The 22,732-nt window shown below is 69.3% G+C and carries 16 protein-coding genes; 2 read left to right on the top strand and 14 right to left on the bottom strand.

The window, feature by feature from the left end; all coding sequences use genetic code 11:
• Nucleotides 1–30: 30 nt before the first annotated feature.
• The gene (locus D7X96_RS20145) at nucleotides 31–1,002 is read right to left on the bottom strand and encodes a WD40 repeat domain-containing protein (protein WP_121770478.1); all 972 of its coding nucleotides are present in this window, start codon (nucleotides 1,000–1,002) and stop codon (nucleotides 31–33) included.
• Nucleotides 999–1,688 (bottom strand): immunity 52 family protein, encoded by a 690-nt coding sequence (locus D7X96_RS20140; protein ID WP_121770477.1) that lies wholly within the window; start codon nucleotides 1,686–1,688, stop codon nucleotides 999–1,001. Before D7X96_RS20140 ends, D7X96_RS20145 begins: the two co-directional genes overlap by 4 nt.
• Before the next feature lie 280 nt (nucleotides 1,689–1,968).
• On the opposite strand from D7X96_RS20140, the gene D7X96_RS20135 reads away from it, so the two are divergent.
• Nucleotides 1,969–2,601: an SRPBCC family protein gene (locus D7X96_RS20135; RefSeq protein ID WP_121770476.1), complete on the top strand. Its 633-nt coding sequence runs from the start codon at nucleotides 1,969–1,971 to the stop codon at nucleotides 2,599–2,601.
• A gap of 54 nt (nucleotides 2,602–2,655) precedes the next feature.
• Here the strand turns inward: D7X96_RS20135 and D7X96_RS20130 are convergent, their stop codons facing one another.
• Entirely contained in the window at nucleotides 2,656–4,296 is a 1,641-nt protein-coding gene (locus D7X96_RS20130) for a M1 family metallopeptidase (protein WP_121770475.1), read from the bottom strand.
• Between the two features lie 88 nt (nucleotides 4,297–4,384).
• Here D7X96_RS20130 and D7X96_RS20125 point away from each other — a divergent pair, with 88 nt between their 5' ends.
• Nucleotides 4,385–4,807, top strand: coding sequence for a hypothetical protein (locus D7X96_RS20125; RefSeq protein ID WP_147442761.1), 423 nt, complete (start codon nucleotides 4,385–4,387; stop codon nucleotides 4,805–4,807).
• Nucleotides 4,808–4,862: 55 nt separating this feature from the next.
• Here the strand turns inward: D7X96_RS20125 and D7X96_RS20120 are convergent, their stop codons facing one another.
• The 11 genes from D7X96_RS20120 to D7X96_RS20070 all read right to left on the bottom strand — a co-directional run bounded on the left by D7X96_RS20120 (nucleotide 4,863) and on the right by D7X96_RS20070 (nucleotide 22,724).
• Nucleotides 4,863–9,350 (bottom strand): discoidin domain-containing protein, encoded by a 4,488-nt coding sequence (locus D7X96_RS20120; protein ID WP_121770474.1) that lies wholly within the window; start codon nucleotides 9,348–9,350, stop codon nucleotides 4,863–4,865.
• Between the two features lie 99 nt (nucleotides 9,351–9,449).
• The gene (locus tag D7X96_RS20115) at nucleotides 9,450–10,124 is read right to left on the bottom strand and encodes a hypothetical protein (RefSeq protein WP_120548926.1); all 675 of its coding nucleotides are present in this window, start codon (nucleotides 10,122–10,124) and stop codon (nucleotides 9,450–9,452) included.
• Complete coding sequence (locus D7X96_RS20110; protein WP_199746901.1) at nucleotides 10,121–10,675, bottom strand: hypothetical protein; 555 nt, start codon at nucleotides 10,673–10,675, stop codon at nucleotides 10,121–10,123. Before D7X96_RS20110 ends, D7X96_RS20115 begins: the two co-directional genes overlap by 4 nt.
• A 13-nt stretch (nucleotides 10,676–10,688) precedes the next feature.
• On the bottom strand, nucleotides 10,689–13,913 hold the full coding sequence (locus D7X96_RS20105) for a glycoside hydrolase family 2 TIM barrel-domain containing protein (protein WP_121770473.1): 3,225 nt from the start codon (nucleotides 13,911–13,913) through the stop codon (nucleotides 10,689–10,691).
• On the bottom strand, nucleotides 13,910–15,280 hold the full coding sequence (locus D7X96_RS20100; RefSeq protein ID WP_120548923.1) for a GH1 family beta-glucosidase: 1,371 nt from the start codon (nucleotides 15,278–15,280) through the stop codon (nucleotides 13,910–13,912). The genes D7X96_RS20105 and D7X96_RS20100 overlap by 4 nt, the downstream gene beginning before the upstream one ends.
• Nucleotides 15,261–16,256 carry an ABC transporter ATP-binding protein gene (locus D7X96_RS20095; protein WP_120548922.1) on the bottom strand — a complete coding sequence of 332 codons (996 nt, stop codon included), beginning with the start codon at nucleotides 16,254–16,256 and terminating at the stop codon, nucleotides 15,261–15,263. The genes D7X96_RS20100 and D7X96_RS20095 overlap by 20 nt, the downstream gene beginning before the upstream one ends.
• Nucleotides 16,253–18,019, bottom strand: coding sequence for a dipeptide/oligopeptide/nickel ABC transporter permease/ATP-binding protein (locus D7X96_RS20090; RefSeq protein ID WP_121770472.1), 1,767 nt, complete (start codon nucleotides 18,017–18,019; stop codon nucleotides 16,253–16,255). The genes D7X96_RS20095 and D7X96_RS20090 overlap by 4 nt, the downstream gene beginning before the upstream one ends.
• A complete protein-coding gene (locus tag D7X96_RS20085) occupies nucleotides 18,012–18,995 on the bottom strand; it encodes an ABC transporter permease (RefSeq protein WP_120548920.1) in 984 nt (327 codons plus the stop codon). The genes D7X96_RS20090 and D7X96_RS20085 overlap by 8 nt, the downstream gene beginning before the upstream one ends.
• Before the next feature lie 2 nt (nucleotides 18,996–18,997).
• Entirely contained in the window at nucleotides 18,998–20,641 is a 1,644-nt protein-coding gene (locus D7X96_RS20080; RefSeq protein WP_121770471.1) for an ABC transporter substrate-binding protein, read from the bottom strand.
• Complete coding sequence (locus tag D7X96_RS20075; RefSeq protein ID WP_244219662.1) at nucleotides 20,638–21,393, bottom strand: glycoside hydrolase family 16 protein; 756 nt, start codon at nucleotides 21,391–21,393, stop codon at nucleotides 20,638–20,640. Before D7X96_RS20075 ends, D7X96_RS20080 begins: the two co-directional genes overlap by 4 nt.
• A gap of 104 nt (nucleotides 21,394–21,497) precedes the next feature.
• Nucleotides 21,498–22,724, bottom strand: a complete 1,227-nt coding sequence (locus D7X96_RS20070; RefSeq protein ID WP_120548917.1) for an ROK family transcriptional regulator — start codon at nucleotides 22,722–22,724, stop codon at nucleotides 21,498–21,500.
• Nucleotides 22,725–22,732 lie beyond the last annotated feature (8 nt).

The following is a 22,732-nucleotide window of genomic DNA, read 5'->3' as shown; positions in this document are numbered from 1 at the left end:
TCAACTCTAGCGTCACCTTCCGTCAGTCTGTCATTTCTTCCGCGGATCGGCCTTCACGCCCCAGATGCCCACCTTGCCGTCGTCCATGCCCCAGCTCACGAAGCGTCCGTCTGGAGAGAAGTTCGCGGTGCTGCCCTGCTGATCATCCAGGTCTGAGTAGGCAAAGACGTGCTGCCCGCTCTGCACGTCGATGACCACGAATGCGCTGGTGTCTGGACTGGCCGCCAGCAGGGAGCCCTCCGGGTTGAACTCCAGGTGGAGGGCCAACGAGGCGGGGGCCTTCAAGGTCCGCGCGATCTCCAGCGTGGGCAACGCCAGGAACAGCAGCTCTCCGGCGGAGTTCGCGGCGACCAGGTGTTCGCTGGAGGGCGTGAACGCCACGGCCCAGATGCGCCGGGCGTCGAAGGCACGCGTCGTGACGCGCATGCCGGTCCGCGCGTCCCACAGGCGCAGGGAGGCCCGGGTGTTGGAGTTCTCCTGCTCCTCGGCCGCTCCCACGGCGGCAAACGCGCCGTCGGCTGAAAGCGCGCAGCCATGGAACTGCCAGGGGTCTTCCTTCCGCCAGACGAGCCAGCGCCGCTCCAGGTCCCAGAGCATCACGCGGCCCACGCTCGCCACGAGGAGCAGGCGCGTCCCATCCGATGACAGGTGCGCATGGGAGACGGAGCCCCCAGTCTCCACGGAGGACAGCAACCGGCCGTCGGAGACCGACCAGGTCTGAAGGGTGCCACGCACCGTCACGGACAACAGCTGCTCGGAGCCGGGCAGGAACCACGCCGCAATGCAACCGGGCACCGAATGCGCGGCCAGCGGCTCCGACCCTTGCGAGTTCAGGTCCCACCAGCGCAGTGGCACCCCACCCTGCTTCTGAACCGACAGCAGGTAGCGCGACGATGCATCCCACGCCAGCCACTGCCACCGCGAATACGGCGACAGCTCCGCCGTGCCCAGCGTCCGCAGCAGGGACAGGTGCCGAGCGGTGTCAGGGGTCAGCGTCGTCAAGGCACGGCTCCAACCGGTTCCAACAAGCCGGCACGGGACAACCGGCCCCGCACCTCTTCCGCCAGGGCAACATGCTTTGGATTCGCCAGCGTGAAGCGCTCGGAGGTCAGGATGACCAGCGTGCCCTTGTCCTCGACGGGCTCGACTCGTACCGGGTCCGGAAGTGGCGGCAGCTGGCCACGTTGGTGGGAGAAGTACGTCATCCAGCCGATGAACGTGCCGACGTCACCGGTCTCAGACACCGCGTCCCGGTGCTCATCGGAAATGACAACGCCCCATTCAGGATCCCAGGCCAGGGCCATGGCACCCAGGACCTGGGATGCGCGCTGTCCGGAAAGGGGGGCCTGTGCCGCTGGAGTCCAAACACAGAGGTCCACTGCGTCGGACCCGCAGGAGAAGTTGACGACACTGCTGTCGTCAGCGCTTCCGTTCCACGCGGCGAAGGAAATCTCGCCTTCGCCAATCTGGTACTTCTTCTTCGTGAACAGGTGCTGGAGCGAGCGAGCATCCGGCGAGAATCGACTGTTGAGCGCCGTTGCACGGGACAGGCCCTGCTCGCACCAGGAGGCAAGGCCTGGATCCGCGGAGGCCCATCGCTGGAACAGCGACTCCGCCCGCCGGGCGTAGGCCTCCAGCGGCTCGGGTCTTCCCGGCCAGTACACCCCTGCGTAGTAGGTTTCCGTCATCGGCCGTGAAGAGGTTCATGAAGCTCTCGAGCCATCCGCCCTGCTCCACGGCCAGTTCGAGGAACTTCTCTTAGCCCGGCCCTTTGGCCCCCAGCAACACGCCGCTGGTGAACCCATCGAAGCGGAGCGCCCGAGCACACGACCGCCAGGCGCATGGGCCCATTGCCCACGCACTGCACGCTGCGTCAAGGTGGGACGTTCCCTGGGGGGCTTGAGCCGGAGCGATCGGGCGGCCTAAGACGCGGGCGCCCTGCCCAGGGCTCCCGTTCCGAGGACCTCCATGTTCAAGAAGATCGCCATTGGCGTCGTCGCCGTGCTCGTGCTGTTCGCCGGCTTCGTCACCACCCGCCCTGATACCTACACCGTCACGCGCTCCGCCACCGTGCCGGGCTCGCCGGACATCGCGTTCGGGCTGGTCAATGACTTCCGCCAGTGGAACCAGTGGTCTCCCTGGGACAACCTCGACCCGAACATGAAGCGGACGTTTGGCGGCGCGGAGTCGGGCGTTGGCGCCACCTATGGGTGGGTGGGCAACAACGACGTAGGTGAGGGCCGCATGACCATCCTGGAGGCCAGCGCCGACGCGTCCGTCCGCATCAAGCTGGAGTTCATCAAGCCTTTCGAGGACAGCAGCATCACCACCTTCACGTTCAAGCCCGCCGACGCCGGCACCACCGTCACCTGGACCATGGCCGGGGAGCACACCTTCATGAGCAAGGCGATGTGCGTGTTCATGGACATGGACCAGATGATCGGCAAGGACTTCGAGAAGGGCCTCGCCAGCATGAAGACCGCCACCCAGACCGAGGCCACCAAGCGCGCCGAAGCTGAAGCCGCTCGCAAGGTCGCCGAGGCCAAGGCCGCCGAAGAGGCCGCTGCCGCCGCGCCCGCCGTCGCCGCGCCCACGCCGTAGCCTCAACGCGGCTCCAAAGCCCCTCGCGCCTTCCTGGCCCGAGGGGCTTTTCATTTACGGCACTGCGCTCAAACTCCTGCGATTGACCAGCCGACTGCGCGGATCCACCACGACCTGCTGGACCTTCCACGGCAGTCCCTCCACCGTGAGCCCCGCCGTCGCGGACTCCGGATCCAGGCCATAGGAGGCGGTGACCCTCCGGCGCTCCTCCGGCGCTTCGCCCTGAAGCTCCAGCTCCACCTCGCAGGGATACACCTTCCCGGCCTGAGTCCGCTGCGTCACGGTCAGTGCGAACGCTTCTCCCTGCTGCCACTCCACCTGGAAGAACGGCCAGTCCGGCTCCCCCTGCCCGTCCACCCAGGTGTCGAAGTAGCGCTGGAGGTCCTTTCCTGACGCGGTCTCGAGCGCCCGGCGCAGGTCCTCGATGCTCCGGACGCCTGGCTCGGCCAGGAACGACTGGAGCCCCGCGAGCACCTGGGGCCGTCCGAGCAGGGACTCCAGCTGCACCAGGAGGATCATCGGGCCCGTGCCGTAGACGTCATTCACGAAGGAGAGGAACGGCGGCGCGGGCGTGTCTCGCGGACGCAGGTAGTAGGAGGACGTCCGGGCCAGCCGGTCCAGGTACGCCAGCGTCGTCGCGGCCTCGTTGCTCCGGTGCTCGTCCTCAAAGACATACGTGAGGTACTCCGCCACCGCTTCCTTCCACGGGTAGTCCTCCGCGCTCGCCAGCGTCGTCCGGTTACCGGCCCACTGGTGCGCGATCTCATGCAGCAACGTGTGCAGCGTCATGTTGGTGTAGGCACTGGGAAACATTTGAAGGTCGTCGCGCAGGACGATGTTGGCCGGGTGCTCCATGCCCAGCCAGTCCGTGCGTCCGCTGGCCACCCGCAGCTCAGGGCCATAGGGCAGCGGCCCGAAGCGCGCCGTCATCCACGCCAGGAACTCCGCCACCGCGCCCGCGTCAATCGCCGGCCCGAGCAGTCCGCCCGGGGGCTCGTACAACTCCACGCGCCCCACGTCCGTGTCCACCAGCCGCGTGCGCTGCCACGCCGGATGCGACGCGATCATGAACGCTGAATACGTAGGCGCCCGCGTGCCCAGCAGCTCACACCGCGTATGCGTGTCATCCCGTCGCGACAGGCTCCCCGGACACAGCACCACCGCGCCGGGCGCATGGGTGACGTCGAAGGTGAAGTGCGCCAGGCGCCCAGGTGCGGGATCACACGGGCCGAAGAGGTCGCAGGACTCCAGCCATCCCAACAGGTACGTGAAGAGACGCCCCTGCGCATCCAGCCGCCGGGAGAACCCCACCCGCGTGTACGGCTCCGTGGTCTCCGCGACACGCTGCTGGCTGTCGATCCACAAGGGCCCGTCCGCTGGCGCCACTCCGCAAACCTCCAGGTGCCCGTCCACCACGCGAAAGTCCGCGGGGACCCCGTCCCACCGCACGTCCGTCACCTCCGGGGGAGCCGGGAGCGACACGCAACCTCGCGCGCCCGCCTCCACGTCCAACGCCAACCGGGACGCGGCCTCGCCCGTCGTAAGGTCGAACGCGAAGTCGTACCGGTCCACCGTGTACGCCAGCGCGACCCCGCCCAACCCGGGCGGTTCCAGAGGCGGCTCGCTGGACTCGCAGCCCGTCACACCCAGGACGAAGCACGGCAGCGCGAAGCGTCTGAGCCAGGATGGAAGCATGGCTGGGATACGGCTCCAGCCAGTCTCCCGGGTCGTTCCGGCAGAAGAAAGAAGGGGCGGCCATCGCTCCGGCCGTATGTTTCGCGAGATGATGATTCCGTTCTACTTCCTGGTGACTCCCAAGCCGGCGCTGCTCGAACGTCTTCGCGGAGAGCCATGGGTCGAGACATCCGACTTTCACCAGCCTCGACTGTGGGACCAGACCCGGCCGAGCCGATTGGCGCGTGCCGGCAGGGGGTGGCCCTTGAGGTTCAAGCTCCTCTTCCTGCTGGATGTCAGTCAGGTCCTGGCTGCGTATGGGGCATCGCAGGACCTGCGACAGGAATTCGATGCAGGCTCGATCTCCGAGGCGCTGTTCGATCGCTATTGGGAGTGCATGGAGATTGATTCATACGACTCGTCCGACGAGATCGAGAAGGAGCTTGAACCCTCTGTCTTCTCTCGGGTGCCTCGGACCGGGTGCGCGGACGTTGACGACTGGCTACAGCTTCGCGGGATGCCGTCCAAATGAAGAAGGGGCGGCCCGTGACTCCGGCCGCCCCTCCTCTCAGCTCAAGGCCTCACCTCTACTTCGTAAAGCTGATGGGCCCCGAGGACAGCGTGGTGTTGTTCGCGCCGTCCACCGCGCGCACGCGCCACGTGTGCGAGCCCGTGGACAGGCCGTTCAGCGTCGTCTGCTCCGTGCCCACGCCGTAGACCTCGAACTCCCACAGCGAGTAGCCGTACGCCGTCGCGCGCTGCACGCCGCGCATGCGCACGAAGCGGCCCACGCCGGCCACCGTCCAGTCGTCGATGCCGCCGTCGCCGGTGTCCACCGTCTTCAGCGCAGTCCAATTGGTGGAGCCGTCCAGCGACGCCTCCAGCACATAGCGGCGGCCGTACGCGGCCTCCCAGTTCAGCACGATGCGCTTGAGCGAGTAGATGGCCCCCAGGTCGATGGTGATGGACTCCGTGTCGCCCGTCGTCGCCGTGCCCACGCTGGACCAGCGCGTCGTCAGGCTGCCGTCCACCGCGTCGTTCGCGCTGCCGAACTCCACGGACGTGGCGTAGGCATTCTTGCCCCGCGCCAGGTTCGTGCCCGCCGGCACCGGCGTGCTGCGCAGGATGGACGGCGAGCGGTCCGCGCCGTCCACGATGAGGACGTACTCCGCCACGCCCGCGCCCACGTCCGTCGTCTGCTCCCAGATGAAGCGCGTGGACGTACCCGGCACCGGCTGCCCGGCCGACGGCGACAGCGCCGCGAAGGCCGCGGGCGGCGTCGTGTCGTTCAGCGTGAAGGTGAACGTCGCGGACTGCGTCACGCCGTTCGCCCAGTTGAACGCCTTCACGAACCAGGTGTGCGTCCCGTTCGCCAGCTTCAGCCCATCCAGCGCCGCCGACGGCGTCTTGGTGATGGCCACCGGCATCGAACCACCGTCCAGGAACACCTCGTAGCGCTGGATGCCCGTCTGCGCGTCGCTGCTCGCGGTCCAGGTGAACGCCGGACGCGTGCCGGTGATGACGACGTTGTTCGCGGGCGTCAGCAGGCTGAACGCCGCGGGCGGCGTCGCGTCCGTCAGGCCGAAGCCCTGGATGCCGGAGCCATACTGGTACAGCGGGTTGCCGTACGTGGGAGGCACCGGCTGGCCCGCCGCGATCTTCTGGCGGATGGCCGTGCGCTCCGCGTCCGTCGCGCCCAGGTCGAACGGCAGGTCCCACTTCTCCAGCTGGTTGTTCTCCACGTCCGTGCCAATCTGGCTCATGGACCGGGGCAGCTGCCACGGCGTCTTGCCACGCGGCAGCACGTCGCCGAACAGCACGTCCGCCACCGCGTAGCCGCCCATGTCGCCCGGGCGGTACGCCAGCATCAGCGCGTTGGAGCGCGGCACCACGTTCGTCAGCACGTACGGACGCGGGCTGATGACCACCACCGTCGTGGGGATGCCGCGCGACTTGAAGCTGTTGATGACGGCGTACTGGTCGCCCCACTTCGCGTCGTGCGCCGGGCCAATCGGGTCGCCCGGCAGGTACGGCTTCTCCTTGTCCCACTCCGTGCCGTGCGTGAAGTAGCTCTCGCCCACGACGACGATGGCCGCGTCCGGCGTCACGCCCGCGGGCGCGTTGTCCTTGTAGACCGTGAGCCCCGCGGCCTCCGCGCGCGCCTTCACCGCCGCGTAGATGGTCGGGTCGCCGAACTCGTTGCCATGGAAGTCCGAGCGCCAGGTCACCATGCAGGACATGTCGTCCGCGCGCGGCCCCGCGATGACCAGCTTGCCGCCCGCCGGCAGACGGATGGGCAGCGCGCCGTCGTTCTTGAGCAGCGTCATGGCCTCCTGGGACGCCCGGCGCACCGCCGCCTTGCTGTCCGCGGTGTGCCACTGGGACGTGCCGGCGGGGCCCTGCTTGTACGGGTCCTCGAAGATGCCCAGGCGGAACTTCAGGTCCAGGATGCGGCGCACGGAGTCGTTGATGCGCGCGACGGGGACCTCGTTCTCGAAGTTGGCCATGGCCTGCGGTGTCGCGCCGCCCATCACGTCCGAGCCCGCCGAGGCGGAGCGCACCCACGAACCCGACGGCAGCCAGTCCGAGCAGATGACGCCGTCGTACTTCAGCTGGTTGCGCAGGTAGTTGAGGATGCCCGGGTTGTCACCCGCGCCGTAGCCCTCCGGCCCCAGCAGCCAGCTGCCCGCGTAGCCCGGCATGATGCCGCTGGTGCCCGCCTCGATGGCCGCGTGCCACGGACGCATGTGGTAGTGAATCGTCGTGCCGTCGTAGGTGATGCCCGCTTCACCGCCGGCGCCCTGCCCCGGCCAGTGCTTCGTCGTCACCCAGATGGAGCCCGGGTTGACCTCAGGGCCACCCTGGAGGCCCGCGATGAGCGCGCGGGTGATGCCCGCCGCCAGGTCCGCGTCCTCGCCGTTGCCTTCCTGCGTGCGCGGATACAGGACCTTGGTGTTCACCTCCGCCAGCGGCGACAGCGTGCCGCGGCTGCCAATGGCCAGCTGCTCGCGGCGCTGGATGTCCCCCATCTCGTGGATGGTGTCCAGGTCGCGCGTGGCGGCCAGCGCGGGCTGCGTGGGCCAGCTCGTCTTGTAGCCGTGGATGGTGTCACCCGCGTCGATGTGCGGGATGCCCAGGCGCGTGGCCGCGGACGCCTTCTGGAACAGGGGGATGTCCGTGGGCGACAGGGGCCCCATCTGGAAGCCCGCCTCCGGGTACGTCTTGGCGTCGTAGAACATCTGCAGCGCCTTCTCGCGCAGCGTCATGCGGCCCAGCAGGTCGTTCACGCGCACGGAGACGGGGTTGTGCCAGTCCTCGTACGGCTCAATCGTCCCGTTCTTGTTCAGGTCGCGGATGCCATTGATCAGGTTGACGCCGTCCGCCTGCGTCTCCACCACCGGCAGGTACACGCTGAAGTTGCCGATGTCCGAGCGCGACGTGCCGCCGCCCGACAGCGTGGCCACGACGTACCACTTGTACGTCCAGCGGTCCGGCAGGTCCTCCGTGAAGGTGAAGGACGTGCCCGTCTGCGACGCCACCTGCGTGTAGCGATCCAACAGGTTACCCGCCGCCATCCAGTCGTAGTCGTCGCGCGTGAGGTTGACGTAGAGCTTGTAGTTCGTCGCGCCCGTCACCGGGGCCCACGACAGCGTGGGGCGGCGGGTGGTGGTGACCATCGCGTTGTTGGCCGGCGAGGCCAGGCGGAACGCCCCGGCCACCGGCAGCGGCGCGGGCGCCACGTACGGGTCCGGGATGATGGTGGGGTCGCGCGGATCCGTGGGGCCGCCGCCCGTGGCGAAGATTTCGACGTTCCAGTCCGCGCCCTGCACCGCCAGCGCCGTGACGGACTGGGCGCGCTGCTGCACGCCGTTGTAATCCACCACCGCCAGGCGGATGTCCGTGTTGGGCTGCGTCGGGGAGAACTGGTTCTTCGACAGCGTCACCGTCGTGTTGGGCGGGAACGTGAGCTGGTAGGTGAAGGGCCCGGGCGGGTTGCGCACGGACGGCGTGGTGTTGCCCTCCTCCGGCACCGGCGTCACCGACAGGGGCGTGGGCGACACGTTGATCTTCGCGTACGCCAGCTCCGGGAAGTTCAGCTTGATGGTCTGGTTGGTGGTCTGCGTGGGCGGAGGCGTGGTGCCGCCGTTCTGGTAGACCTCGAAGGACCACAGCGAATAGCCATAGCCCGTGCCGCGCTCGGTGCCGCGCATGCGGAGGTAGCGGTACGTGCCCGACACCGGAATCTCCCGGCGGCCGATGGCGCCGTTGGTCACCGTGTTGAGCGTGGTCCAGGTGCTGTCGTTGTTGGAGCCGTCAATCGTGTACGTCTTGCCGTACGCGCCCTCCCAGTCCAGCACCACCTTGCCCACCACCTGGGACGAGCCCAGGTCCACGCGGATCCACTGCGGATCCACGCCCTGCGCGGAGGCCCAGCGCGTGTTGACGTCCCCGTCGAACGCGAAGCCCGGCTGCAGCCCGGCCGCGTCCGCCTCCACGCTGGACGCGGTGGCCGGACGGTTGCGCGCCAGGTCCGTGTTGGTGGGCGGCGGCGTGCCGCCCGTCTCATAGACGGCGAACTCCCACAGCGAATAGCCATACGCGGGCAGCGCGCGCGTGACGCCCTGCATGCGGACGTAGCGGCCCGTGGTGCCGGAGGGCAGCGACAGGTCGTCCACCGCGCCGTCGCCGGTGTTCACCGTCAGCGCGTCCGTGAAGGTGGTGTTGTTGGTGGAGACCTGGATTTTGTAGACGGTCGCGTACGCCGCCTCCCAGGTGAGCACCACGCGCGAGAGGGTGCGCGTCTGGCCCAGGTCCACGGTGATCCACTCGTTCGCCGTGAAGCCGGAGGCCCAGCGGGTGCCACCGTCGCCGTCCACCGCGTACTGGCCCAGGAATGGAGTCTCCGCGGAGGAGGTATAGGTGGTCTTGTTCAGCGCGACGTTCGTCTGCGCGAGGGCGCTGGAGCCGCCCAGGAGGGACACCAGCGTGAGCACCGCCGCGAAGGCTTGTAAGAGCCAGACACGCGGCGCATCACGGAGACAGGGGCTCGACACCCGCGGCAAGGATTCAGACATAGGGGGATGGCTCCTTGAGCTGACCTCAAGACAAGGCTCGGGCGTTCCGGCTGTCACACGGCGACAGCCGGCCCACCCGTCCTGGCGCTGCGTTCCTGCCTAGTCCGCGGTGAAGTACAGGTTGTCGAGCAGGAGGGACTGACCGGTCGCTCCACCCTCGGTCCCGAAGGTGAACGGCGACGAGACGTCGTTGAGCTTCAGGCCCGCGGCGACGTAGTCCGCGACGGGAATGGCCAGGTGGTGCCACTCACCATCGTTGGCCCAGCCGTACTTCGAGACCGCCAACTGGAAGCCCTTTTCCTTGCCCACGCCTATGCCGTGGGACATGCCGACCTTCACGTTGGCAAAGCCGGGGTCGGATGACTTCATGCTCACGTGGAGCGTCTTCCAGGCATCGAAGTTTTGCGTCTGCTTCAACCAGTGCACGCCCAGGCCCAGCCACGCCTGGCCGCTATAGACAATGCGGTCCGCGGACCTGCCCTCGATGTGCTCCGGGTCTGACTCCACGTAGGCGGTCTGATCGTAGAGGTAGAGTTTGGAATCGATGTCGTCGAAGACGATCGCCTGCGAGCGGCCCGTCTCGTAGAAGATGCCCACTGACAGGCGGGCCTTTCCGGCCTCGTAGGGGAACGGCCCGGGCAGCAGGTCCGAGGGCTGCGTCCCACCGTCCGGGTTCTGGTTGTCCGGCAGCTCCTGGCCGCTGTAGTCCGCCGGGCCCGGATCCGGGCGGCAGGCGGCGAGCAGCAGCAACAAGCCCCACACTGGCTTCTTCATGGCCTCACCGCCCGGTCCGCACCACTGGAGGTCTTCACCATCACCCAGCCGCCCGCCACGGTGCCGCCCAGCTCGACGACGCCCTTGTACGAGGGCGTCACCAGCTCGTAGGCCACCGTGCCGGACGCGTCGTACGTCACCGCGTCCGGGAAGTTGTCGAGCACGGACTGGTAGGCCTTCACCGCCATCTCGCGCGTCTGGGCGAGGCTGGCCTGATCCGCCAGGCCGCGCTGGTAGATGGCCGCCAGGTTGAGCGCCACGTAGTACTGCGCCTCACCGTACGGCCCGTTCGCGAGCACCGTGGCCCACGCGTAGTACGCCGCCACCGGGTCCGCGCCGGACTGGATCTGCCACTTCGTCTCCGTGCCCACCCCCGACATCGCGAAGGGGTTGTCCGGATCCTCCAGCACGGAGGTGTTCGGGTAGATGCCCATGGCCGGGTCCGTGACCGTGAAGGTCATGTCGTCCAGGGACTTGCCGTAGATGATGGTCGGGTCGTCGTAGCAGCCGGACAGCGCGGCCACGGCGGCCAGCAGGAAACCAGTCCTCATGATGCGTGTTCCCTCAGAGAGAAAGGATGGCATACGCGCCCACCTCGTACTCGCGACCCTTCAGGCCGTCGGCGATGCCCTGCTCGTTGAGGCCTTCGGAGTATTCGTTCAGCATCCGCACCAGCCCGCGCAGACCGAAGCGCGTGGTCACCGCGCCCAGCACCGGCTTCTTCAGGCCGTAGGACAGGTCCCCGCCCAGCTGCACCGGGTAGGTGAGGTTGAAGACGCGGTGGTAGTCGTACGGGCCCCAGTCGTTGAAGCGCAGCTGGGCCGCGAGCAGCAGCGTGTCGTAGAGCGCGGAGCCGTCCAGGCCGAAGCGGTGGATCTGCCGGCTGTCCTCGCCGGAGGACTGCTGGCTGCCCACGTAGGCCGTGCCGTACAGGCGCAGGCGCTGGGTGGGGTTGCCCACCAGGCGCAGGGACGTCTCCCATTCATCGCGGGCCACCGGCGCGCTGCCGAAGGCGATGGTGCTGCCGTCCGCGAGGATGGCGATGCCCGCGTCGCGCGACGTGGGCTGGTGCCGGTAGACGATGTCCAGGCCCGCGGCGAACGGCGCGTCCTCGCGCATGTCGCGGTCCCACGACCAGAACCAGGTGCCCGGCGTCGGGTCGAAGGTGATGAGCAGCTCGCCGCCCAGCGTCTCGCGGTTGTCCAGCACGCTGAACGCGTCCACCAGCACGCTGCGCGGCTTCACGCCCGCGTAGTACATGCCGGAGCCGGGGTCGTACGTGTCCTGGATGGTGGGGTTCGGCCCGATGAGGGGCTTCTGGTACAGGACGTTGGGCGACACCTGGATGGAGCCGAACTGCAGCGCCGCGCCCAGCTGTCCCGCGTAGTGGTTGCCGCGGCCGCTCTCGCGCAGGCTCCAGCCGGTGATGACGTTGCCGTGCTCCGGCCCGCTGTCCGCGACGAGGCCGCGGATGGAGGACTGCAAGAGCCAGCGCACCATCCCCATGTCGTAGGTGAGCCGCGCCTTGGCGCCCAGCGTGTCCAGGAACTGCACCTTGTCCTGGAGCACGTCGTAGCCACTGTTGAGGTAGCTGGGAGCGCCGTCGGGAGCGGCGCGCGTGTACGTGAACGTCTCGCCAATGCGCTGGGGCGCGGCGAGCAGGCCGCCCACGTCCAGCACCAGCTTGCCGGTGGCGTACTGGAAGTTGAGCGCCGTCCTGCGCGCGATGCGCTCGCGCACCACGGAGGCCGTGGACGACGACGAGCCCTGGGCCAGGTCCTCCTGGTGCACCAGCGTCACGTTCACCGGGCCCACGTTGTCGCGGTACTTCGCCACCACGGAGGGGTTGGCGCCCCAGTACAGCTCAGGCCCGATGGCGATCTTCAGCCCGTCGATGGCCTTCTTGCCGCTGAACACCACGCCGAAGGGCGCGTTGCCGTGGTAGATGTCGATGTTCGGCCCGTAGTTCGCCTCGCGATAGAGGTTGAAGAAGTCACCCTCCTCGCCCCAGTGGTAGTGGCCGGTGCGGTAGTAGCCTTCCAGCGCGAAGTCGGAGCGGTCGAACTTGAACTCCGCCTGGTACAGCGCGAAGCGATCCAGCGGGGACTGCTCGCGCGCCGGTGTGCCGGGGCCCACGGGGACCTGCCCCGCGCCGGGCGTGGCAGGCGTGCCGCGGTTTTCGTAGAACAGGTTGTTGAGCCGGTTCTGCGCCACGTTGCCCACGACGTTGAACGACGCGCGGCCGTACACGCCGCTGGCCGGCTGCAGCGCCAGGTCGAAGAAGATGGACTCGGTGTGGTCCGCGGCGCTCCGGTTGGGCCGCGTCGTCGCGATGCTCCCGCGCGACAGCGAGCTATCCAGGAGCAGGCGCAGGTTGGACACGCGCACCGCGCTCAGCTCCTCCGTGCGCGCCAGCGCCACCGACGACGTGTAGCCGCTGGTGAGCGCGGACGGACGGATGCCCGCGAAGTAGTCGCGGATGGCGTCCGGGGTCGTGGTGGGCGCGTACGGGTCCAGGCGGAAGACGGCCTGCAGGACGTAGTAGGCCGTGCGCGGCTGGATGCCGCTGATGCCGTTGGAGTCCGGCGGGCCCAGGGCCGCGATGCCGAACCACTCCTCGTTCATGTTGTTCTGGCCGGGGACGAAGTCGGCCGCGTAGCCGCCGTTGGGCCACGTCGCGGTGGTGTCGTGGATGGAGAGGTTGGACTCCTGGCCGTGCTTCCACCAGCCGTCCACCCACTGGAACACGAAGCCGCCAAGGGCCGTGCCGGACAGGCCCTGGCCGTAGCCCTCCAGGTAGATCTGCTCCCACTGCGTGCGCAGGTACTCCGCCTGTGCCACGTGGTCCTCGCGGCCCGCGCGGGCGTCGTAGGCGTCAGCGCCGAACTCGCTGAAGAACACCGGCTTGTTGAGCTTGGCCTTCACCTCCGCGAACAGGTCGCGCGCGGTGGGGCCGCGGTAGACGTTCGTGCCCAGCACGTCCAGGTCCTGGCAGTGCCTGGCGATGAGGTCGATGTACTGGAGGTCGCCGTTGGCGATGGACACCGGGTGGTTCGTGTCCCGCTTCTTCACCGTGCGGGCCGCCTCGCCGTAGAGCGAGTACAGCGACTCCGCGCGCGCAGCGTCCTCGTGGCCCGGCAGGGCTTCGATCTCGAACGACGTCCAGTGCAGGCCGTAGTTGTTCTCGTTGCCCAGGAGCCACATCAGGACGCCGGGCACGTCGCGGTAGACCTCCACCTTCTGCGCCAGCGCGTCGAGGATGGCCTTGCGGTGCTCGGGGTTCGAGTAGTCGATGTTGGCGACCATGACCCCGTTCACCGGGTGGCCATAGCGCCCCATCAGCGGGTTGAGCAGCGTGTGGATGCCGTAGTTCCGGTAGATGTACTCGACCCAGACGGGCGGGATGTCGTCGAACTGGCGGATGGCGTTGAAGCCCGCGTCGCGGAGCATCCCCATCTCCTTGGCCAGCACCTGCTTGATGAAGTCCTCCGGCTGCGTCCAGAGCGAGTACCGGTAGTTCTCACCGATGGGCGTGTAGCCCCAGTTCACGCCGTGGACGGGGAAGTCCCTGCCGTCCACCTGGAGCTTGAAGCCGCGCTCGTCGTGGATGATCCGCGTCACCGTCGTGCGCTTCGCGTCCGAGGGCGCGACGGCCGGGGCCTCGTGGATCAACGGAGGGCGATCCGGAGTGGGCTGCTCGGGCACGGGCGAGTCCGCGCCGGACACCTGGGCGAAAGCCTGGGTGCCGCCGCACAGCGCCAGACACGTCGTCAGGAAGAGCCTTTTCAAGCGGCCTGCTCCACGTCCAGGCCGTTCTGGGCCACGACGTCGCGATAGAGATGGGCGCTGTCCTTCGGGATGCGCTGCTGGGTGGCGTAGTCCACCCACACCAGGCCGAAGCGCTTGGTGTACCCGTAGGCCCACTCGAAGTTGTCCAGCAGCGACCACGCGAAGTAACCGGCCAGCTTCACGCCCTGGCCAATGGCGTCACTGCACGCCTGCAGGTGCCCGCGCAGGTACTCCACGCGCTGCACGTCGTGCACGCGGCCGTCCGCGCTGGGGGCGGTGGAGTACGCGCAGCCGTTCTCCGTGATGTAGATGGGGCCGGGCTGGTACTCCGATTCCAGATGAACCAGCAGGCGCGTGAGCGAGGCCGGGCACACCTCCCAGTCCATGTCCGTCTTGTCCGGGCGCACGAACACGGTGCGCGGCGCGTTCTTCTCCTCCGGGATGCGGTTGCTGCGCAGGACGGCACGCGAATAGAAGTTCACGCCCAGGAAGTCGGTGGGCGTGGCGATGGTCTCCAGGTCGCCGGGCTGGATGAAGTCCAGGTGCGGGGACGCGATGCGGCCCGCCTTCACGTGGTCTTCAATCACGTCCTTCGGGTAGCCCCGGCCGTAGAGCGGCTCCAGGAACCAGCGGTTGAAGCCGCCGTCGAAGTCGCGCGTGGCGTCCGCGTCCTCCGGGCTGGGCGACGCGGGCTCGCCGGGCGTGAGGTTGAGGGTGATGCCCACCTCCGCGTCCCGCACGTTGGCGCGCAGCACCTTCACCGCGTTGCCGTGCGACACCATCAGCGTGTGCGCCGCGGCCAGCATCTTGTTCCAGTCCTTGTGGCCCGGCGCGTGCTCGCCGTTGCCGTAGCCCAGGTAGCTGATGCACCAGGGCTCGTTGTGGGTGATCCACCGCTTCACGCGGTCACCCAGGGCGCGGCTGATGACGTCCGCGTACTCCACGAAGGCGCCACCGGTGGCGCGCGCGGGCCAGCCGCCCTGGTCCTCCAGCACCTGCGGCAGGTCCCAGTGGTAGAGCGTGACGAAGGGCTCGATGCCCGCGCCCAGCAGCGAGTCGACCAGGCGCGAGTAGAAGTCCACGCCCGGGGCGTTCACCCGGCCCCGGCCGTCCGGGAGGATGCGCGGCCACGCGATGGAGAAGCGGTAGGACTTCAGCCCCATCCAGCGCATCAGCTCGATGTCCTCCGGCCAGCGGCGGTAGTGCTCACAGGCCACCGAGCCGTCGGACTTGTCTTGGATCTTCCCCGGGGTGGCGGCGAAGCGGTCCCAGATGGACTCGCCACGGCCGTCCGCGCGGGTGGCCCCTTCAATCTGATACGCGGAGGTGGCCACGCCCCAGAGGAAGTCAGGAGGAAACTGACGCATCGGCGGTAACTCCTTTCGGAACTTCAAGGTGGCAGCGGACGAGGTGATTCGCGGCCGGGAGGACGTCGGGAGGAGTGAGGGTGGAGCAGCGCGGCTCGGACACCGGGCAGCGCGGGGCGAAGGGACAGCCCACGAGCGGCGGCGCCTGCGTCGTCGGACGCACCGGCAGCGCGGCCTGGAGGAAGTCGTCTCCGTCCGGCACCGCGGACAAGAGCAGCTTCGTGTACGGGTGGCGCGGCTGGCGCAGCACTTCATCCGCCCTGCCCGCCTCCACCACCGTGCCCGCGTAGAGCACGAGGATGCGGTCGGCCAGGTGGCGCGCGCTCGCCAGGTCGTGGGTGATGAACAGGATGCCGATGCCGCGCTCCTGCGTGAGGCCGCGAAGCAGCTGCAGCACGCCCTTGCGCGTGGACACGTCCAGCATGGACGTGGGCTCGTCCGCGATGATGACCTGCGGCTCCACCGCCAGGGCGCGCGCTACCGCCACGCGCTGGCGCTGGCCACCGGACAGCTCATGCGGGTAGCGCTTCGCGAAGGCCTCCGCCGGAGTCAGGCCCACGGACTCCAAGAGCGACAGCACCCGCGTGCGCAGGCCGGACTTCGGCACGCGTCCATGCCGCACCAGCGGCCGCTCCAGGTGGTACGCCACCGTGTGCACGGGGTTGAGGGATGCGAACGGATCCTGGAACACCATCTGCACGCGGCCGCGGTAGTCCAGCGACGCCTGCGCGCCACCGTCCGCCAGCACGTCGCGCCCGGCGAGCCGCAGCCGGCCGGAGTCCGGCATGTCCAGCCGGGCCAGCAGGCGCGCCAGCGTGGACTTGCCGCTGCCGGACTCGCCCACCAGCGCGACGATCTCCCCCGGCTGGAGGGAGAAGGACACGCCCTTGAGGATGGGCTTGCGCTCGCGGGAGAAGAAGCCGCCCGCCAGGTAGCTGCGGGTGAGCCCTTCGGCCTCCAGGAGGGGCGCGCTCATCGGTGACCTCCGGGGATGGCGGCGACGCGCGTGGACGGCCGCGACACGGACAGCTCCGGCGCCTGTTGCACCGGAGGCGGCGCGGCGTCCTTCGCGGACAGGTGCGGGAACGAGGACAGGAGCAGCTGCGTGTACGGGTGGCGGGCGCCGGCGCGCAGGTTGGCGGACGTGTCCACCTCCACCAGCTTGCCGCCCTGGAGCACGCCCACGCGGTCCGACAGCGCGAGCAGCAACGGCAGGTCATGCGTGATGAAGAGCATGGCGAAGCCCAGCCGCTGCTGGAGCTCCACCATGCGCTGGAGCAGTTCCTTCTGGACCACGACGTCCAGCGCCGTGGTGGGCTCGTCCATGATGACCAGCCGGGGCTCCAGGGCCAGCGCCAGCGCGATGCCCACGCGCTGCCGCATGCCGCCGGAGAGCTGGTGCGGCCACGCCGTCACCAGGTCCGGAGACAGGCCCACCATGCCCAGCAGCTCCCGCGCGCGGGCATAGGACGCGGCGCGAGACACGCGGCCGTGCGCCGCGAGCGTGTCGTGGAACTGCTCGCCCAGCGTGAGCACCGGGTTGAGCGCGCTCATGGCGCTCTGGAACACCATGGACACCTGACGCCAGCGGAACGCGCGCAGGGCCGGGCCCTCCAGCGCGGCGACGTCCATGCCGTTGAAGAGGATGCGCCCCTGCGACACGCGCGCGGAGGCAGGCAGCAGGCCCAGCAGCGCGGAGCCGATGGTGGACTTGCCGCTGCCGGACTCACCCGCGAGGCCGAACACCTCGCCGGGCGCCACGTCGAAGGACACCGCGTCCACCACGCGGTGGGCACCCTTCTCCGTCGCGTAGTCGATGCACAGGTCCTGCACGCGCAGGAGCACGCCCGGCACCGGCTTCTCCAGCTGCGCGCGAGGCGCGGTGCTCGCGGGCAGCGCCGCCGGCTTGTGCACGCGCAGCGCGGGGTTGGCCAGCTCGTCGATGGCGGAGCTGAGCAGCGTGAGCGCGAAGCCCACCAGCGCGATGCACAGACCCGTGGGGACGAAGATCCACCAGGAGCGCGTGAGCAGCGCCGCGTCGTTGCCGGCCCAGTAGAGGTTGGTGCCCCACGTCACCACGCTCACGTCGCCCAGGCCCAGGAACTCCAGGCCCACCTGCGCGCCCACGGCATAGAGCGTGTTTCCAATGAACGACGAGCCCACCAGCGCCGCCATGTTGGGCAGCAGCTCGCGCGACACGATGCGCGAATGGCTCTCCCCCGTCACCACCGCCGCGGACACGAAGTCGCGCCCGCGCAGGGCCAGCGACTCCGCGCGGAACACGCGCGCGTTCCAGGCCCAGCCCGCGACGGTGAGCACCGCCACCATGCGCAGCGGTCCGGACGGCAGGTACGCGCCCAGCACGATGGCCAGCGGCATGCCGGGAATCACCAGGAACACGTTGGTGGTGAGCGAAAGCACGTCATCCACGCGGCGGCCCAGGTAGCCCGCGGTGATGCCCACCAGCGCGCCAATCAGCGTCACGAGCGCGCCCACCGCGAAGCCCACCGCCAGCGTCTGACGCGAGCCCACCACCGTCTGCGCGAGCACGTCCTGTCCCTGGCCCGTGGTGCCGAACCAGTGCGCCGCGTTGGGCGGCTGGTGCGGCCGGCCGACGAGCTCCATGGGGTCCATCACGAAGAAGGGCCCCACCACCGCCAGCAGGAGGAAGAACAAGAGCAGGCTGCCGCCCACCGCCGCCTTCCGGTGGCGGGAGAGCCTTCGCAGGAAGTCACGCATGGGCGCGGGTCCTCGGGTCCAGCCAGAGGCAGAGGAGGTCCACGGCGAAGTTCGCCGCGAGCACCGCCAGGGTGATGACCAGGAACAGGCCCTGCATCAGCGGGTAGTCCTGGTTGCGCACGGCGAGGATGAGCAGGTAGCCCGTGCCCGGATAGGAGAAGACGATCTCCGTGAGCAGCGAACCGGACAGCACGAAGCCCACCGCCATGCCGAAGCTGGTGACGTTGGGCAGCAGCGCGTTGCGTGCCGCGTAGCGCAGCATCACCTGCCGGGGCGGCAGGCCGCGCGCGTGCGCCAGGCGGATGGAGTCGGTGCCCAGCGTGGCCACCATCGTGTTGCGCATGCCCAGCATCCACCCGCCCAGCGTGGCCACCACGATGGAGGACGCGGGCAGCACCGCGTGGCGAGCGACGTCCGCGGCGAACGCGAACGACAGCCCGGGCTCCATGTCGTGCCCGTACGCGTGGCGCAGCGGGAACCACCCCAGCACGAAGCCGAAGAGGTACAGCGCCAGCATGGCCAGCCAGAAGTAAGGGAAGGCCCCCAGGAACGCGAGCGCCGGAGCCAGCCCCGAGTCCAGCCACCCGCCCCGGTTCCAAGCGGCCAGCACGCCCAGGAACGACCCGGCGACGAAGCTGATGATGACCGCCACGCCCGCCAGCCCCACCGTCCACATCAGGCCCGTGCCAATGACTTCCGACACGCGCGCGGGGAAGTAGGCGTAGGACATGCCCAGGTCGCCCTGCACCAGGTGCTTCAGGTAGGTGAGATACTGGGCATACAGCGGCGCGTCCGTGAAGCCGAAGGCGGCCTTGAGCGCGCCCATGGCCTCCGGCGCCACCTTGCCCTCGAAGCGCGCGAACATGGCCGCCGCCGGGTCGCCGGGCGCCAGGCGCGGAATCACGAAGTTGAGCGTGAGCGAGGCCCACGCGGCGATGAGGTAGAAGCCCAGTCGCCGGAGGATGTAGCGGCCCATGGTCAGCGCTCCCTCGGGGACAGCTCCGTCAGCACCAGCAGGCTGTCGGGCTCCGCGTGCGGCGCGAGCCGCGCGTACGGGTTCTGCTCGGTGGGGAAGCCCGTGAAGCGCGAGGAGTTGGACTCGCCCCAGGACGGGTTGGGGAACAGGGGAATCGCGGGCGCCACGGCGGAGAAGCGCCGCTGCACCTGGGACATCAGCGCGTGCTGCTCCTCCGGCGTGCCGGCGCGCTCGAAGCGCATGAGCAGCTCATCCGCCTGAGCATCGCCCATGCGGTGCCAGTTGGCCGCGGCCACTTCCCCCACCGGCCGCACCGTGCGCGGCGACAGGAGCCACTTGTAGAAGTTGTACGGCGTGGGCCCGTCCAGCGACCAGGAGATGGCCAGCTGGAACTCACCCTTCTGCAGGCGCGTGAACCAGGTGCCGAACTCGTACGTCTTGAGCGTCACGCCGATGCCCAGCTTGCGCAGGTCGCGGCCCACCACCTGCCCTGCCCGCACCCAGTCCGACCACCCGCTCACGACCTCCAGGTCCATCGTGAAGGGCTGCCCGTCCTTCAGGCGCCGCAGGCCGTCCGCGCCGCGCGTGAGGCCCGCCTCGTCCAGGAGCTTGTTGGCCGCGTCCAGGTCGTAGCGCGTCCACGCGTCCTTCGCGACGTCCGCGTCCTTCCAGCCGGTGTACGCGTCGTTGAGCGCGGTGGCGTCCGCGGGGCGGGTGTAGCCATACATGGCCACCTCCACCAGCCGGTCGCGGTCCAGCGCCATGCTCAGCGCCTTGCGCACGCGCACGTCGTCCAGCGGCGGGCGCGTGGTGTTGGGGTACAGGAAGACGGTGCTGCCGTAGAGCGGGAACCAGCGCGCGTGGTGCGCGGGGTCGCGCGACACGAAGGTGCGGTCCACCGCCGGCACGAAGTTGCCCGCCCAGTCCACCTCCCCCTCCACCAGCGCCATGTTGGCCTGGTCGTTGGTGGGGAACGCGAGGAAGCGCAGCGCGGACACCGCGGGCTTGCCGGGCTGCCAGTAGTGCGGATTGCGCCCCAGCTCGTAGACCTGGTTGCGGAACAGCGTCACCTGGGTGAAGGGCCCGGTGGCCACCGGCTCCGGGTTGGTGAACGTCACCGGATCCGCGATGTCCTTCCAGACGTGCTGGGGGACGATGATCTGGTGCGCCAGGTCGCTGAAGCCCGGCAGGTACACGCGCGAGAAGGTGAAGGCGACGGTGCCCTGGGTTTCCGCCTTCACGTCCGTGAGGAAGCGCCACACGCCGCCCGCGTCCAGCGCCGCGTGCTGCTTGAGCAGGTGGAAGGTGAAGACGACGTCGTCCGCGGTGAAGGGCTTGCCGTCGGACCAGCGGACGCCATCGCGCAGGTGGAAGCGCAGCGTGAGCTGGTCCTCCGACCACGCATGGCCGGTGGCGAGCCACGGCACCCACCTGCCCTGCGCGGAGCTGAAGATCTCCATGCACTCGTACACACCGGCCCGGGTGGGCCAGCGCGCACCGGCGCCCGCGAACAGCGGGTTGAAGTTGCGCACCCACGCGCTCTGCTGTTCCACGGAGACGAACAGCACGCCCGGCGGCCGGGGGCGCGGCTCGGACGAGCACGCCACCAGCAACGCCAGTGGCAGCAGCGCGCGGGCGAACCTCACTGCGCGGCCCTTTCGTAGACGCGCACGTAGTCCACCTTCATCGTCTGCGGGAACACCGTCTTGGAGTCCGGAGGCCCCACGAACGAACCGCCCACGGCGACGTTCAGGATGATGAAGTGGGGATGGTCGTAGACCCACTTCCGGCCGGCGGGCAGGCTCTTCGGGGTGACCTCGAAGAAGACCGTGTCGTCGACGATGAAGCGCAGCAGCTCCGGCTCCCACTCCACCGCGTAGAGGTGGAAGTCCTCGGCGAGCGGCGGCCCGGAGACGGCGTGCTGCCGGCCGATGTTCCCGCCCCCGGAGTAGCCCGGCCCGTGCACCGCGCTGCTGACGACGGAGGGGATCTGCCCCTTGTGCTCCATGATGTCGATCTCGCCGCACGCGGGCCAGCCGACGGAGTCCACGTCCGCGCCCAGCAGCCAGAACGCCGGCCAGATTCCCCGGCCCGTGGGCAGCTTGATGCGCGCCTCCACGCGGCCGTAGGCCTTGCTGTAGCGGTTCTTCGTCGTCAGGCGCGCGGACGTGTAGTCATTGCCGCCGTAGCGCTCCTTGCGCGCGATGATGGCCAGGTGGCCTTCACCGTCCAGCTGCGCGTTCTCCGCCCGCGCGGTGTTGTATTCGTACTGGCCGTTGCCCCACCCGTCCCCGCCCACGTCCGGGACCCAGCGCTCCGCCGCGGGCAGCGAGCCCGCCGGACCGTCGAACTCGTCCTGCCAGACGATCTCCCAGCCCGTCCCCGGCTGCTCCGTCACGGGCCTGGGTTGCTCGTTTTGCTTGTTATCCAGACCTGCTGCCGGATCACACGAAGCCATTCCCAGGCCCGAGAGGGCCAGGGCGAGGACACCACGGCGCGATGTCATGCGGTTCTCCCGACGGTCTGCGTGGGAAAGAGGGAGCGGTCGCGCAGCGCCGCCTGGAGCACCAGGGTGGCCGCGCCCACGGCGATGGCCCGCTCGCCCAGCGTGGACGTGACGATGCGCGTCTCCGCCATGGAGACGGACAGGGCGCGCTGGCGCACGGACGCGCGCAAGGGGTCGAGCAGCATCTCGCCCACGGACGAAATCTCTCCGCCGAGCACGACGATGGCGGGGTTCAACAGGTTGAGCAGGCCGCCCACGGCGATGCCCAGGTAGGCGCCCATGCCGTCGATGATCTGCTTCGCGGCGGCGTCGCCCGTGCGGGCGCCCTCCACCAGGTCGCGCACGGTGGGGCCCTTGCGGCCGCGGGTGCCCATGAGCTCGCGCGCGCGCTCCGTGAGCGCCGTGGAGCCGATGAGCGTGACGAGGCAGCCCCTCAGGCCGCACACGCAGAGCGGCCCGTTGGAGTCCACCGGGATGTGGCCGATTTCACCGGCCGTTCCGCCGGCGCCCCGGTACACGTCGCCGTGGATGATGTGACCGGCGCCGATACCGGTGGCCAGCTTGATGTACGTGAGGTCCTCGCCGCCGGAGCCCGCGCCCCAGAAGCACTCCGACAGCGCGCCGAGGTTCGCGTCGTTGTCCACGAACACCGGCATGTCGAAGGTGGTCTGGAACCAGTCCTTCACGTCCACGTGCTTCCACGCGGGGAGGATGAGCGGGGACATCTTGCCGGGCGCCGCCGGGTGCACGGGGCTGGGCACGGCCACCCCCATGCCGACGACGGAGCGGCGCGGGACGCGCTCGGCTTCCAGGCACTCCTGGATCAGCTCCTTCGCCTTCTGCAGCGACCCTTCCGGATCGCCGCGCACCGCGTGGCTCGCCTTGCTCTGCGTGCGCACGCGGCCACGGAGGTCCGTGAGGACGACGGTGACGTGGGAGGCGCCCAGTTCGACGCCCACCAGGCTGAACGCTTCATCGCAGAAGCCGATGAGCGTGGGACGGCGGCCTCCACGGGAGACCCCGGCGCCAATGCTGCGCACCAGGCCCGCCTGCTCCAGGTCCGCGACGATGGCGGAGACGGTGGACGGGCTGAGCTCCGTGCGCCGGGCAATCTCCGCCCGGGAGATCTGACGCTCGCGCCAGATCATGTTCAGCAGCAGCCCGCTGTTCTGGGCCCGCATGCCCGCCGCGTCGACCGTCAACACCGCCGTTCCCGCTCTCATCGTCCGCT

Origin of the sequence: Corallococcus interemptor (genome assembly GCF_003668875.1) — a bacterium.
In the GTDB taxonomy this organism is placed as follows: Bacteria; Myxococcota; Myxococcia; order Myxococcales; family Myxococcaceae; genus Corallococcus; species Corallococcus interemptor.
This window is presented reverse-complemented; position numbering and strand designations above follow the sequence as displayed.

What these genes read in the sequence shown, in the direction of transcription:
- D7X96_RS20135 (WP_121770476.1), top strand. Translation starts at nt 1,969, where the DNA reads ATGTTCAAGAAGATCGCCATTGGCGTCGTCGCCGTGCTCGTGCTGTTC.
- D7X96_RS20095 (WP_120548922.1), bottom strand. Translation starts at nt 16,256, where the DNA reads ATGAGCGCGCCCCTCCTGGAGGCCGAAGGGCTCACCCGCAGCTACCTG.
- D7X96_RS20100 (WP_120548923.1), bottom strand. Translation starts at nt 15,280, where the DNA reads ATGCGTCAGTTTCCTCCTGACTTCCTCTGGGGCGTGGCCACCTCCGCG.
- D7X96_RS20140 (WP_121770477.1), bottom strand. Translation starts at nt 1,688, where the DNA reads ATGACGGAAACCTACTACGCAGGGGTGTACTGGCCGGGAAGACCCGAG.
- D7X96_RS20115 (WP_120548926.1), bottom strand. Translation starts at nt 10,124, where the DNA reads ATGAAGAAGCCAGTGTGGGGCTTGTTGCTGCTGCTCGCCGCCTGCCGC.
- D7X96_RS20110 (WP_199746901.1), bottom strand. Translation starts at nt 10,675, where the DNA reads ATGAGGACTGGTTTCCTGCTGGCCGCCGTGGCCGCGCTGTCCGGCTGC.
- D7X96_RS20120 (WP_121770474.1), bottom strand. Translation starts at nt 9,350, where the DNA reads ATGTCTGAATCCTTGCCGCGGGTGTCGAGCCCCTGTCTCCGTGATGCG.
- D7X96_RS20090 (WP_121770472.1), bottom strand. Translation starts at nt 18,019, where the DNA reads ATGCGTGACTTCCTGCGAAGGCTCTCCCGCCACCGGAAGGCGGCGGTG.
- D7X96_RS20125 (WP_147442761.1), top strand. Translation starts at nt 4,385, where the DNA reads ATGATGATTCCGTTCTACTTCCTGGTGACTCCCAAGCCGGCGCTGCTC.
- D7X96_RS20130 (WP_121770475.1), bottom strand. Translation starts at nt 4,296, where the DNA reads ATGCTTCCATCCTGGCTCAGACGCTTCGCGCTGCCGTGCTTCGTCCTG.
- D7X96_RS20070 (WP_120548917.1), bottom strand. Translation starts at nt 22,724, where the DNA reads ATGAGAGCGGGAACGGCGGTGTTGACGGTCGACGCGGCGGGCATGCGG.
- D7X96_RS20085 (WP_120548920.1), bottom strand. Translation starts at nt 18,995, where the DNA reads ATGGGCCGCTACATCCTCCGGCGACTGGGCTTCTACCTCATCGCCGCG.